This is a genomic window from Pseudoalteromonas sp. CST2 (assembly GCF_028599385.1).
GTDB lineage: Bacteria > Pseudomonadota > Gammaproteobacteria > Enterobacterales > Alteromonadaceae > Pseudoalteromonas > Pseudoalteromonas atlantica.
On sequence record NZ_JAQREO010000006.1, the window covers coordinates 104,353 to 118,566 of the forward strand.

The window sequence follows — 14,214 nt, forward strand, 5'->3', positions numbered from 1 at the left end:
AGAATCCGCCGTGTTCTGATTGTTTTTCGAACATGCAGAATAAAATTTATTAACATTAATTTCGGCAAATTCACTGAAAGGTGAAGACGCAAAATCTCCGGTCTAAGGGCTTAGCCTATGATAGCGGGATCGCCTCATACAATAAATTGTATGCAGTAAAGCGTCATGCCATCTCATTGGAGATCGTATGAGTATGATGAAGATCAAATTACTACTTACCCTTTTATTAATATTTTCATTTAATATTAATATTGTTTCAGCAGATACTGCTATAAAGTTCAATGGTGCCAATAGTTTTGCTAGTTTTGATGTTTGGCAACCTACGGGCCCGTTTAAAATAGTAGTGTGGCTTGGTGAAACTCCTAGTGACCCATCGAAGAAAACCTATCTACTTTCTAACTCTGATACAAAAGAATTTGTATTATTTAATCAGTCAAGTGTACAAATCAAGCTTGGTGATAAGTATCCCGGTATTTGGAATAAATTAAACTTCTATCAAACACGTTTTCTAGAAATTACTGTAAAAAATGGAGAGTTAATCGCTTCCGATGGGCTAAAAAGTTTTTCAGTTAAAAAAGACTTTATTGACCCTACAGATGTATCATTTAATTGGCTATTTAGAAGATCTAATAAGTTTTCCGAAGGTTCTCTTCAGGGCCTAGGGTTGATAGATCTGAATAACTTTGAGAATAGCCGCAATTTTGGGGTAAGTGCCACAGGTGAGCCACAGTTAATTTCCGCAAAGGAAGACTCATTTTTTGAATTTCACAATATTACACCTGCTGATTTAATAAGCGGTTTAGAAGTTCCTAATCCTAACGTCTCTGATGTAGATAATATTTCAGATTTAGCGGATATGATATCCACTAAATATCCAGGTAACCCAATGATTAACAAGACATCAAATACAGGCAATGAGTATGCTTGGAATGGCTATTACTGGTTACGAACTTACCTACATTTTTACAGTGTAACTAATAAGATCGAGTATTTGGATTTGGCTATTGAACTAGCGAATAAAATGCTTAGTGATACGGATATGACTCGAAATAGAAATAGCTTCTCTCCAAAAAATAGTTATAAACGGGCTCCTAAACTTTTTTTAAATGAACGAGATAAAATTGCACCAGGGTGGGAGAGGTCACTTAATGATTCAAGTATAACTGTATTAACAGATGGTATGATTTTGAATGGTATTATGCGTATAGTCGATACTATTAGATCTGAAAATTTAACAGATTACTTCACTTTTGCTGATTTTTATACATCAAGTGCCCAGAAAATTGTAGATAGTCATAAAAGCTCATACAGCATAAGTAAAAATCCAGCGATCAAAGGGAGTTTTTATTATGTAAACCTTTATAATGATAATTATGGTGATTCTGGATTGTATAGTAATCCTTTAGCACATAACCATAATCTGACCATGGCAACTGCGATGTTATACTTAGACAAATGGAGTGATAGGCCTGATTTTTATAAACCCAAAATAATGAGTATTATAGATTTTTTCACAGATAACCTAGAATACCATAATGATGGTACCTGCACTTGGAACTATAACTGGGACAGACGTGGAGAATCACATGAAAGATATGAAGATATTAATCATGGGCATATTGATGTCGGTTTTTTTGTTGTTGCAGAGCGAGAAGAGTATTTTAACAACTTAGATATCATGAAGTGCTTAGCAAAAACTGCCGTTGAACGGATTGCTATTGGCCCAGGACCTATACCACAATTTGTAACTGGCGAAGGTATAAGTCAAAAAGGTGAACAAATTGCATTTTCTTATGACTGGCGTGAATTATCTAAATTTGAGCCTTCAATTATAAGTCGTTCTAATAATATTATGAGACATGCAGTAGCTAGTCCCACTTGGTTTAGACAATACGCGGCTCTAGCTATGACCTTAGAAAATTAAATTTAAAATGGCTTAGTTACAACATAACTAAGCCATTTTGAGACCTAATGCTTTTGCATACGGCTCATTTCGGTGTGGCAGCTTTGCATCGTTAGCAAGGTTTTCGCTAAGGCTGCTTCACAGTCGGCTGGCTGTGGTTTATCCATCGCTGCTTTAATTTCTTCAAGTGTTTTATCTTCTACCTCTTCAAGCTCTTTAACGTATGTTTTATCGTTGTGAGAACTAAACGTAGTAAGTAGGGCTGTGTAAGCTCTGCGTGCTTCTACAGCAAAAGAAGAGCCGTCTTCACGCTCACCTTTTTCGTTAACAGCATAAGGTTGTAAGCGCTCAACACTTACTTTTCGTGCGTCAATCATGCGTTGAAATAATGCGCCAATGGCTGGGTCTTCAACTTTCTCTTGCGCTTTTTGATAAAAATCAATGCCACTGTTCATTACTTGGATGATGTCAGTAATATGAGTTGCTTCTGTTCCTTGATGGGTATTCATAATGACCTCTCTTTACATGAATTTAAGTTTCATAGTAACTAAAGCAAAGGCCATTCCAATTTCATTTTAATTTTTAAACTATTGTAATTATTGATTATTTCTTTATTCAGCAAGCTGCAAGGCTATTTAAAATAAAATAACCTCGCAAATTTTACATGGCTTTTGTAATAAGGTTATTTAAGCTCATCCGCCACTTCGGCTACTTTTTGGCGTAACCAAATATGACTTGCATCGCGATGCAGTAAAGGGCTCCAAATCATATCTAGTTCAAAAGGTGGTATAGGAAATGGCGGCTCTAAAATTTTAAGGCCTGCATCATCTAAGTAAATATTGGCAGCCTTTGAAGGTAAGGTCGCCACTAAATTTTGCTCTTTTGCTAAATGAATGGCTACGTGGTAATTACGGGTAAACGTGGCAATATTTCGGTGTTTACCAAAATGGGCAAGTGCTTCATCTACCCAACCTAGCTTTTGTACATCTTTAGGGTCCATACCTACGCCAACCCCAAAGCCGGTTTTACTTACCCATATATGGCGGGCTTTTAAATAGCTGTCTAGGCTAAAGTTTTCGATAATTGGGTTGTCGGCTTTTACTAAGCAGCAAAAGCTGTCTTTCCATATGCGTTTATGATGAAAAGATTGCGGAAGGTTTTCAAAGCGGTTAATTGCCATATCCACTTTACCATTTTCAACATCATGAAACGTTACATCACTAGGCGTAAGTATATCTAGGGTTGTATCGGGCGCTTCTTCATGAAGTTTACTTAAAAGCTTTGGCGCTAATGTACTGGCTGCATAGTCACTGGCCATTATTCTAAAAACACGTTTACTTTGGCTGGCTTCAAATTCGCGATTAGGTGCCAAGGTTTCTTCTAGGGTCATTAATATACCGCGAATAACCGGTTGCAGCTCTATAGCACGCTCTGTGGGGACCATACCTTCACTAGTACGTACCAAAATTGGGTCGTTAAACAAGTTTCTTAAACGCTTAAGGCCGTTACTCATAGCTGGTTGAGTAATACTTAACTGGTTAGCGGCGCGGGTTACGTTACACTCACGTAATAGGGTGTCGAGGTAAACCAGCAAATTTAAATCTATTTTACTTATGTTCATTGTGTGTCCTTTAACGCTTACCAGTGATGAATAAAGCGTTGTGCTGTCGGGTATGGGTATATGTGACTAACATGACCCTTTTTTATATTTTGCTGAGCTTGCTTCCAAAAACTAACATCAACAAGCTCGGGGTGTGTACTGAGCAAAAACTGTTTGTACTTTGGGTTTGGCATAACAAAGGTACAAAGTTGCTCAGGAAAAACATCTTGCGGCGCAACTGAGTAACTTTGTTCATCAGTTAAGTAATCATCATAGCTTTTGGCCTTAGGTAAGGCCCTAAAGTTCATATCTGTTAGGTATTGAACCTCATCGTAGTCGTAAAAAATAATGCGCTTGTGTTTGCTTACCCCAAAGTTTTTAAGCAGCATATCGCCTGGGAATATATTTACCGCAATCATTTCTTTAAGTGCTTGGCCGTACTCTTCTATTGCATCGGCAGCACTTTCTTCGCTGGCGTTTTCTAAAAATAAATTAAGCGGTGTCATGCGCCTTTCAATATATAAATGCTTGATAATAAGCCACGGGCCTTCAATTACCATAGATGAGCCAATGGTTTTATGTAGCTGCGCCAGTAAATTACTATTAAAGCGTGCCAAAGGAAATACGACGTTAGAGTATTCTATGGTGTCGGCCATGCGGCCAACCCGATCATGGCTTTTTACCAGTTGATAGCGTTTAAGCACGGTATCGCGGCCAAACGGTTTGCTTTCGCCAAACTTATCTTTAATGACTTTAAATACATAGCCAAAAGAGGGCAGCGTAAATACCATCATCACCATGCCTGGTGTGCCTGGCGCTATAATAAAGTTATCGCCTGAGTGAGACAAGTGATGTAAAAATTCACGGTAAAACTCTGTCTTACCTTGCTTATGAAACCCAATGGCATTATATAGCTCAGCGAGTGTTTTATTAGGCATAAGTTGATTTAAAAATCGCACCATGGCTGAGGGCGCATGGGTTTCAACCATAAAATAAGCCCGTGCAAAGCCAAAAATCACCCGCATTTGCGATGATTTGGTTAATAGCGCATCGAGGTATAAGCCTTTATCTTCATGGTGCAGTACCGCAATAATAAAAGGCTGCACACCGCTTTGAGAGACCACACGGCCGACTATGTAAGCTGCTTTGTTACGATAAAAAGGCGCGTGCAAAATATCAAAGCGCATTTGCCAAGGCTGGTGGTGAGTGTCGGGCGCTTGTTTGTAAAATGCCTTTACGAGCAAACGTATATCCCGCTCTAAATTTACAAACGGGGCTTTAAAATCAAAATGCTCAATAATGCGCTTTATTGTGGGCTTTAAACCATCAATAACTGGAAAGTAGCTGCGGTACTCTGCCTCAACAGGAATGGCAGGGGCATCTTTTAATGTGGCTTGTACAAATATAAAGTCGTTATGAAAATAGCGTCTGTGGTACAAACGGCAAAATACTGAGTTATAAAATGTTTCGGCAAGTTCAGCTTGAGGGTGAAAGCATAAAAAGCGTTGGTACAGTATTTTTACTTCAAGCCAAAGCTGCTCATCTAATTGCTCAGTTAACTGTGCTTGTTTTAATGCTTTAGTGGTTTCGTTTACTCTGTCATCGTAGTAACTAATACGCAGTTTACTAATTTCATTAATTTGCTGCCAATCGCGCTTTGCAAAGGCAAGCGGGGCTTGGGCCGTGGTTTTTTGAAACAGCAGATAATGCTTTTTAAAACCCGTTAAAATTAATTCAGCTATATGGCGTGGCTGCATAAACACTCCTTAAAAAAGTGTATATAACGATTTTAGTACAGCATTTATAAATGTTAGTGGTGCTGTAGTGTTATACACGTTAGAGCTTTAACTCTATAGTTGTTAAGGTTATGTTATTTTAAGTTTAAAACCAAGATAAATATTCTCAGTTTTTATACTTTTAGCTTAAAGCATAATTGAGTGTGATGGCAAAAGCCATGCTATTGGTAGGAGGCTATTTTTTTCTCTAATTTTTTAATGCGCTTTTCAATTTCGGTGGTTTGCTTTTTATGATCTTTATTTATTATTTTTAATTGCTTGGTAATATCTTTGCTAATTAACTTTTTGTCCTCGTCATCTAAAATACGGTTGAGGCGCTGTTGCTGGTTGTATTCTGCGCGGTCTTTTTTACGTTTTATAATCGCTAATTTATTAGTATTACTTCTCAGCTCTGCTTGCAGGTCAAGCACAATCCGTTCGCGCTCTAATGCGTTTAGCTCTTTTGTGTAATCTTGCGCCGGTGCAGTATTAATTCCCGATACTGTATTAATTGTGTAGGCGGTAGCGTTATCGTTACAAGGGAATTGCGAAAAGATAGTGCCGTTTTTTGTCACGCATTTATAGTAAGTTGTGGCATTTTGCGCATGCAGAGAAAGTGGGCATACCATTACTGCGCATAAAAAAAGTGTGTGTTTTTGCATTAATTTCATCCCTGAGCGTTTACTATGATTTAGTAAATATAACCTAGCTTGGTGTTATAGCAAGCTAGGTTAAGGGATAGGGCTATTGTGTGTAGGTTTTTAGCTTTTTAATACTTTGTACTAAAAACGGGATATCGAGGCTTTGCTCAATAGAAAAACCTTCAGCGGCAGATATATTTTTATAGTTACCGTCTGAATCTATTAGCGTAATTCTATCTTTTTTGTAAGCAATAACTACGCCTTGAGAGTAATTAACGCCAGTGTCCGTCTTTTTCTTATACAGGTTTTCACCTAGCATGGTTTGTTTAACCACAGACTTACAGTTTAAGTATTGGCCTACACTGGTTGCAATAATATCACTGGGTTGAATAAGTCCATCTACCTTGGCTATTCGCTTATCTGAGCTGTATAACACCGATGATGTAACTACTTCCGAGCTATTATTAGCTAAGCTAAACGCAAAAATATGGGTGTCGTCACTGCGAGGAGACGGATTATCTTCACCTTTAATGATTTTAATTGCGCTGTTTGAATGCGCTTGATCGTTTATAAAGTTTAGCTTTTCAATTCCAGCAAGCTCTATGCTTCTGCGCTGACTTTGCCACGCGGGCAAGGTTTGCTCTGATAAAATAGCCATTTTATAAAAAGAAGGTAAGCCATACACTAAACTAAACAAGCTATCGCCATGGTGTGTTGGCTGTAAAAACTGATCAGTTTTATGTAGGTTTTTATGCTTGGCAACAAAGCGTTTTAACTGCTCGTTGGTATCAAATACAAAAATATCGACTTGCTGCGCAGTGTAACCTTCACATTTTTGCATTGGCGCAGGTATTTGGTAATTAATATTTTGGTTATTAATTCTTACATTATGAGCTTGTTTATAGCTTTCAATGTCGAGCAAATCATTTTTTGCTAATAAACTTTTAGCGGTCGTAGGGTACGACAGCGGTAAAACGTTATCTTGCTTCGTTATATCAAACTTTAAATTTGCATCTGCCCAAATGTGAATACTGTGGCTAAGTGCAAAACATAATACTAAAAACGAGCTGGCAAAACGTGCAAACTTAAGTTGTTTTAAACGCGCTAAGTGCTGCCATGTATAGTTACTTACAACTAACTGGAAGCCTAAAATGAGTAAAACAATCCCCCCGGCTAACAATGTAGTAAGGGCAGGCGAGCTAGTTAGACGATGCCACAGTAAGGAAATGATTTCCGGTAGCGCAGAAGAGCTTAAATGATAGCCCAAATTAACGTATACATACGCATCAAGCGTTAAAATAGACGCCCCAAGCGTAGCAATAACGGCAGCCATACCTCGAATATGTCGAGGGTAGGGAAACACTAAGCTTAAAGGAAATACCGTCAGCACAAATGCTAAAAAAGCGATAAAGCTCGTATGGCTTAACCACGTCACTAACATATAGGTAATACCCATAAAGCTAGTTGGCGGTGAATCTGCAAATAAAAAGCTTAGGCTAATAAAAAGCGCTAAACCAATATTTGCAAAAGTGAACCAGTGGCCCCAACTTAATAACTGACTCGCTTTTGACGAAAACTGATTGTGCTGCGATAAATTCATATAATTTATTTAACCGACTGAGCTAGTGCTTTTGCAAAGTTCTCAGTTACGGCTTGTCTTTTCCCTGCAGGTACATGCTCTTTTAGGATATGCGTGATAGAATTTCCTAAACACATAAGGCTTAAATCAACCGGCGCATTGTGTTGCGTTAGCACATCAATGAGCTGATCGACGATTTGTTCTACTTCTTCATTAGAGTATTTTGATAAGATTGGCATCAGTTGGTTCAATAAAAGAGTTATATTCTCGTATTTTAACACCAGAGGCGTGAAAAACAAAGATGACAACAGACGTTAAAAAATTAGTCGTTCATTATGTAGACAAAAAAGACGACGATACGCAAATTCACCTACGAAACGATGAAATGGTGATAAACGATAAAGTCGCTGTTTTTATCGAACAACTTCATCATGCATACAACTCAAAGCCAGGTAAAGGTTACTGTGCATTTAGTGGTGATAAAAACAGTGTTGTAGCCTCGGCAATGCAAAGCTATCGTAATGACGAGTTAGGCTTTTGGCACATGACCGAGCAGGCATCCACTGTTTTAAAAGAAGAGTTAGATAAATATGCCTTTAGCGAAACAGGCTACTTAGTATTTTGTCATTATCAGTATGTGGCTACTGATTACATGCTAATAGCTATGATCAATATTAAAGAGCACTACAGCATGACCTCTGAGCTTGATTTAGCAGCGTCGCGCCACTTAGATATATCGCGCATGCAACTAGCTGCACGTATCGATTTAACCGCGTGGGATACTCAAGCTGAGGACAATCGCTATATCTCTTTTATTAAAGGGCGAGCAGGGCGAAAAGTAGCAGACTTTTTCTTAGACTTTTTAGGTTGTGAAGAGGGCATAGACCCTAAACAGCAAAGCCAAGTGATGCTTAATGCCGTTGAAGACTATTTATCGGAGCAATCATTCGATAAATCAGAAAAAGACGAGTTACGTAAGCAAGTATTTGATTACTGTAACGATTGTGTGACCACGGGTGAAGATGCAAGCGTTACTGAGCTCTCGGCTACGCTAACGAAAGGTGACGATAGTCCGTTTGATAACTTTTGCAAAGAGCAAAGCTACGATTTAGAAGACTCTTTCCCGGTCGATAAAAAAACGGTGACCAGTATGGTCAAGTTTTCGGGTTTAGGGGGCGGAGTTAGTGTTAGTTTTGAGCGTAAACATTTAGGTGAGCGCGTAACTTACAATGAAGCGACCGATACACTGCTTATTAAAGGCATTCCACCAAACTTAAAAGATCAGTTACAGCGCTTTATGGAAAATGAAAGCGAATAAACTCATTTGATCTAGTTAAAAGCCGATTTAAGAGCGCGATATTTTTATCGCGCTTTTTTATTGCCTTTAATTTAGTTTTATTAATGCTCTAAAGCGCAGCGCCTCTAAATCTCTTCAAGGATAAATCCTTTATTACAGGCTTTGCCCGTCACACCATCAAGTTTTGCGTCCACAAGTAAAAATAGCCACGATGCTAAAGTTAGGTTGTAGATACCATCTCTCATTTTAAGCTTCAAGGTCGTACTTAACTTTCTTGGAGCTTAAACTCTTCTTGGTTTTTTATTACACCAAAACATATATGAATGAGCTTTCTCATATTCGCACATACAGCTTGCATCGGTGTTTTACCGTTATTTATTAATGTTAACTTGTGTCGTTTTATTCTTTTATTCCATTGCCCAGCGACAATGGCTGCCATGTAGAGTTTACAGCGAATTCTGGCTGGCCCAAGTTTACTGATTGTTGTTCGCCCTTTTAATTTACCCGATTCATTGTGCCGTGGGATTAATCCACAATAAGCTGCAGCTTCTTTGGCTTTATTAAACTTTTTAGCCGCAAACAAATATGTCAGCTCTCTCGATAATACATGCCCAATGCCAGGTATAGACTCTAGTAGTTTCCTGTTTCTTTTTAAACCAGGCTCATTATCTATGTGATCATCAATGTCAGATTTAAGCTGTTTAATTTCGTCATCTAAAAATGCGATAGTCACTTTTATCGATTGGCGAACACGTGCTGAAACGTTGCTGAATTCACTTGCTTCTAATCGGTTAGCTTCTCGTTGCCGGTTACTCTCAAGCGCATCTAAACGACGGATAAGGGCTTTAAGCTCTCTAACTTCTAACGCTTCAGGTTGCCAATAATCAACGACTGCGTGCTTTGCACAGCCGTAGTGGGCAAGCATCGTTGCATCAGATTTGTCTGTTTTATGAATTATGTTTAACGCGTCAGCATACTTTTTCGCTTTGCCTGTATTCGCTAAAATAATATTAAAGCCTTGCTCATGTAAAAAATACATCAGTGCTTCATGATAAACACCCGTTGGTTCGAGGGTGATAACGAGCTCACTAGCAACGCTTTTAGTTGTATTTAAAAGCCACTTTTCTATTTTCTCAAAGTCTTGATGCTTGTTTTTAAAGACTTTTGTTTTAATCTTGTTTGTAAGCTGGTCTCTCAACCACGATAAATCAATTTTCTCTTTACTAATATCAATGCCGATAAACATCATCTCTACTTACTCCCCTTGTACATACAGCATCTACTTAAATAAAAGTGTGCTTGGATACCATTCAGTTTGTGAGAATAGAAAGTCAGGGCTTTATCTACGGAGCAGTATTAAATACTAGGCGCAAAGGCAAGCTCACTGACTTCGATGTGATAAATGATAGCTAATCATTTATCAACGAGAGATACAAGGCGTGAAGCTTGCTCACGCGAGAATCAGCGTTTTGGTTTTTTTAATTTTTTACTAATAAAAACACATGAAGATCTATTGCACAAAGAGAAGCGAAAGAGGAACAAATGAGAAAATACCTTTCAGGACAAGACAGGTATTAAAACAAAAAAGCCGCGCTATTTTACATAGCGCGGCTTTTTAATGAGGCTAAGGCTTACTCAGCGCTCATTGTTTTAGTCATGTCTGAACTAGCACGACCTGCAGGTTTAATTGACCCTGCGCGTAAGCCACTATCAGGAACTAACTCACGTTTATCGTGTGCCATGGCAACTGATGTATGCTTTACGTCGCTATCAGCAACTGGTGTCGGTTGAGCCATAGGTGCGCTTGCAGCCCCTTTGCTAATAACCGTTTTTGCATTGGCATCTTTTTGCTCAGCTAGTTCAGTCTCTGCTTTAACAGGCTCAGGTTTCGCTGGTTGCTCAGCTACTTCAGGCTCTGCTTTAACAGGCTCAGGTTTCGCTGGTTGCTCAGCTACTTCAGGCTCTGCTTTAACAGGCTCAGGTTTCGCTGGTTGCTCAACTACTTCAGGCTCTGCTTTAACAGGTTCTGGTGTTGCTGGTTGCTCAGCTACTTCAGGCTCTGCTTTAACAGGCTCAGGTTTCGCTGGTTGTTCAGCTACTTCAGGCTCAGCTTTAACAGGCTCTGGTGTTGCTGGTTGCTCAGCTACTTCAGGCTCTGATTTCACAGGCTCAGATGTTGTTATTGGTTGCTCAGTAACAACAACTGGCTCTTCAGCTGTTTCAGGATCAACAGTTTGTACTGCATCGTCATTGGCTGTTGGTTGCTCTGCTTTAGGAGCAGCTTCAACTTTAGCTAAGTCTTCTACAGCTAACGCTTGCTCAACATTTTCTGATGCATCGTTTGAGGTTGGCTGTTCAGCTTTTGCTTTTAGCTCTGCCTCATACTCAGCGGCAGCTTGATCTGCTACTGGCACAAATGCCGGAGCTTCATCTGCTTTTTCTTCTGTAGCTTCACCTTGTTCAGGACGACGGCGACGCTGGCCCGAAGCACGAAGGTGACGAGGAGAACGGCGTGAACGCGTACGTGTTTGCCCTTGCTCATCTTCAGAGTTTGCTTCGTCAGTTGACGCTGCAGCTATTGGCTTTTCTTCTTGCTCAGGTTGTGCCTTAGGCGCTTGCTCTTTCACAGGTGCAGGTTTTGTTTGCTCTGACTTTTGCTCATTTGCAGTTTGCTTTGCTGCTGGCGCTTGCTCTTGCGCTTTAGGCTGCTCTACTTTAGCTGTTTCAGTGCTTTGTTGCGCTTGCTCAGTAGTATCAGATGCTTTTACTTGCTCGGTATTTTCATCTTGGATACGTACTTTTTTGCGAACATTACGACGTTGACGGCGAACTTTTGGCTTTTGCTCTTTAGGCTCAGTGCTTTGCTTAGCCTCAGTTTCATTCGCTTTTACGTCTGTTTTAACTTGCTCTTTGTCTGCAGTACGACTGTCGTTATTACGGTTATCGTTACGCTTACGCGAGTTAGGATTGCGACGGCGCTTATTGCGGTTCTCGTTTTTCTCTTGGCTTTCGTTCGCGGTAGATTCAGTTTTCACTTCTTCTTCAGCAGGGCGTTCACCACGAGGTTTAGAGCGTGAGTTATTACGACGACGCTGGTTGTTATTGCGGCGACGGTTGTCACTGTTACCACGGCGATTGTTATTACGTGTTTGCTGTTGCTTTTCTTGCTCAGCTTTTTCTTTTGCTTGCTTTTCTTCTTCGCTTTCACCAGCAAATAACGACTTAAACCAATTACCAATAGCAGCCAATAGGCCACCTTCTACCTTAGGTACAGCAACAGGCGCTGCTGGTTTGTCTACTTTAGCTTGTGGCGCTGGCGTTGAAGGCATAACAACACCTTTAAGCATCGGCTCTTCACGAACAGGCGCAGCTGCTGGTTTAGCCATTTCGAACGATTCTGGCTCAGGTGCAACAACTTGCTCGTAACTTACTGTTTCTAGTGTTTCGTCTTTACGTAAACGCATCACTTCGTAGTGCGGTGTTTCCATGTGTTGATTAGGAATAATAACCACATCACATTTATGATGTTTTTCAATACGATGAACGCTTCTGCGCTGCTCGTTTAATAAATAAGCGGCAACCGCTACAGGCACTTGTGCATTTACTTGTGCTGTGTTGTCTTTAATTGCTTCTTCTTCAATTAAACGCAAAATAGACAAGGCGATAGACTCGTTAGAACGAATAGTACCTTGGCCACTACAACGCGGACATGGGCCTTGGCTTGCTTCACCTAGTGAAGGACGCAAACGCTGGCGCGACATTTCAAGTAAACCAAAGCGCGAAATTTTACCAATTTGTACACGCGCACGATCTGGACGAGCGGCATCTTTTAAGCGGTTTTCTACTTCACGCTGATGGCGTGGTGGAGTCATATCGATAAAGTCGATAACAATTAAGCCACCTAAGTCGCGAAGACGTAATTGACGGGCAATTTCATCAGCCGCTTCTAAGTTAGTATTCAGTGCTGTTTCTTCGATATCTCCGCCTTTTGTTGCTTTAGACGAGTTGATATCAATAGAGGTAAGCGCTTCTGTTGGGTCAATTACAATTGAACCACCTGAAGGCAAACGTACTTCACGTTGGAACGCAGACTCAATTTGGCTTTCAATTTGGTAATGCGTAAATAATGGCGTGTCGCCTTGATAAAGCTTTACGCGGCTCATAAAGTCAGGGCGAAAACGCTCAATGTGCGCTTTAGCTTCTTCAAATACACGTGGTTTATCAATTAATATTTCACCAATATCACGACGTAAATAATCGCGAATAGCGCGGAAAATCACATTGCTTTCTTGGTGAATCAAAAACGGTGCTTTAGCACTGTCGGCTGCTTGTTGAATTGCATCCCAATGGACTAAAAGTGCTTTTAAATCGTAGTTTAATTCTTCAAACGATTTGCCAACACCTGCTGTACGTACAATTAAGCCCATACCTTTAGGAAGTTCTAATCGGCTAAGTGCTTCTTTAAGGTCTGTACGCTCATCGCCTTCAATACGACGAGAAATACCGCCTGCACGAGGGTTGTTTGGCATTAGCACTAAGTAGCTACCCGCTACGCTGATAAAGGTAGTAAGTGCTGCGCCTTTTTGGCCGCGCTCTTCTTTATCAACTTGTACAATTACTTCTTGGCCTTCTTTAATCACGTCGCGAATATTTGGGCGTCCATGAAAAGTGTAACCTTGTGGGAAGTAAGTACGGGCAATTTCTTTTAAAGGAAGGAAACCATGACGATCGGCGCCGTAATCTACGAAAGCCGCTTCTAAAGAGGGTTCAATGCGTGTGATTTTGCCTTTATAAATATTGGCTTTTTTCTGTTCGTGACCTGGGCTTTCTATATCTAAATCATATAGGCGCTGGCCGTCAACCAGTGCTACGCGCATTTCTTCTTGCTGCGTTGCATTGATTAGCATACGTTTCATATTGTTACTCTACTTATTTTTTGTCGCTGACATGACGAAACGTGTTCGCCTGTTCAGTTGTTCCTTTTTTTAGAATGTGCAGCCTCACGACTGGGTCTGTAACGGAACGCTCTGTAATGTGTATGCAGTATTTTTTAAATGCTGGCTAACAATAACGTACGCTTACGTTATTAAATTCTTTATGGTGCTAAAACTGTCGGCTCTTACGCTCTTTACAAGTTTTACCCAGAAGTTGGCCTGTCATATCAATCTTTTTAGTACGTTTATGTTAGGCGCGTAGGGCTCGTTAAGTAACTTAAATACGATGAGTATTTTCTAAGTACTTGCGAGCAAAGTTCGCTGCCGAATGTTAATAAACGCTTATTTGCTAGATTTTTAGTTCTAAATAAGCTGCTATACGGTACTACGTGTGAGCAAATGCTGAACAACGTTTTTACGTCGTCACTATCAAGCAAATTATTTGTTCATTGCTTTTATTTTTACATTAAATGTAAATTCATGTT

At 39.9% G+C, this 14,214-nt stretch carries 10 protein-coding genes and 1 riboswitch; of the genes, 2 read left to right on the top strand and 8 right to left on the bottom strand.

Annotated features, from left to right (window positions below; genetic code table 11):
* Positions 1–53 precede the first annotated feature (53 nt).
* Positions 54–137, top strand: a riboswitch (cyclic di-GMP riboswitch).
* A 50-nt stretch (positions 138–187) separates the two neighbouring features.
* Complete coding sequence (locus PSH41_RS10280; RefSeq protein ID WP_273589916.1) at positions 188–1,924, top strand: hypothetical protein; 1,737 nt, start codon at positions 188–190, stop codon at positions 1,922–1,924.
* Positions 1,925–1,968: 44 nt separating this feature from the next.
* Here the strand turns inward: PSH41_RS10280 and PSH41_RS10285 are convergent, their stop codons facing one another.
* From PSH41_RS10285 to PSH41_RS10310, 6 genes are all read right to left on the bottom strand, one after another.
* A complete protein-coding gene (locus PSH41_RS10285; protein ID WP_096041891.1) occupies positions 1,969–2,412 on the bottom strand; it encodes a ferritin-like domain-containing protein in 444 nt (147 codons plus the stop codon).
* 173 nt (positions 2,413–2,585) lie between these two features.
* Positions 2,586–3,524 (bottom strand): LysR family transcriptional regulator, encoded by a 939-nt coding sequence (locus PSH41_RS10290; RefSeq protein WP_024032602.1) that lies wholly within the window; start codon positions 3,522–3,524, stop codon positions 2,586–2,588.
* A gap of 17 nt (positions 3,525–3,541) precedes the next feature.
* Positions 3,542–5,260 (bottom strand): bifunctional isocitrate dehydrogenase kinase/phosphatase, encoded by a 1,719-nt coding sequence (gene aceK / locus PSH41_RS10295; protein WP_273589917.1) that lies wholly within the window; start codon positions 5,258–5,260, stop codon positions 3,542–3,544.
* 200 nt (positions 5,261–5,460) lie between these two features.
* A complete protein-coding gene (locus PSH41_RS10300) occupies positions 5,461–5,940 on the bottom strand; it encodes a hypothetical protein (RefSeq protein ID WP_029772054.1) in 480 nt (159 codons plus the stop codon).
* Between the two features lie 82 nt (positions 5,941–6,022).
* The gene (locus PSH41_RS10305) at positions 6,023–7,519 is read right to left on the bottom strand and encodes a DUF3413 domain-containing protein (RefSeq protein ID WP_273589918.1); all 1,497 of its coding nucleotides are present in this window, start codon (positions 7,517–7,519) and stop codon (positions 6,023–6,025) included.
* Between the two features lie 5 nt (positions 7,520–7,524).
* On the bottom strand, positions 7,525–7,737 hold the full coding sequence (locus PSH41_RS10310; RefSeq protein WP_004588923.1) for a DUF1414 domain-containing protein: 213 nt from the start codon (positions 7,735–7,737) through the stop codon (positions 7,525–7,527).
* Positions 7,738–7,799: 62 nt separating this feature from the next.
* Here PSH41_RS10310 and yejK point away from each other — a divergent pair, with 62 nt between their 5' ends.
* The gene (gene yejK, locus PSH41_RS10315; protein WP_273589919.1) at positions 7,800–8,816 is read left to right on the top strand and encodes a nucleoid-associated protein YejK; all 1,017 of its coding nucleotides are present in this window, start codon (positions 7,800–7,802) and stop codon (positions 8,814–8,816) included.
* 244 nt (positions 8,817–9,060) lie between these two features.
* Here yejK and PSH41_RS10320 read toward each other — a convergent pair whose 3' ends face one another.
* Entirely contained in the window at positions 9,061–10,044 is a 984-nt protein-coding gene (locus tag PSH41_RS10320) for an IS110 family transposase (protein WP_096739135.1), read from the bottom strand.
* A 382-nt stretch (positions 10,045–10,426) separates the two neighbouring features.
* Complete coding sequence (gene rne / locus PSH41_RS10325; protein ID WP_273589728.1) at positions 10,427–13,711, bottom strand: ribonuclease E; 3,285 nt, start codon at positions 13,709–13,711, stop codon at positions 10,427–10,429.
* Positions 13,712–14,214 lie beyond the last annotated feature (503 nt).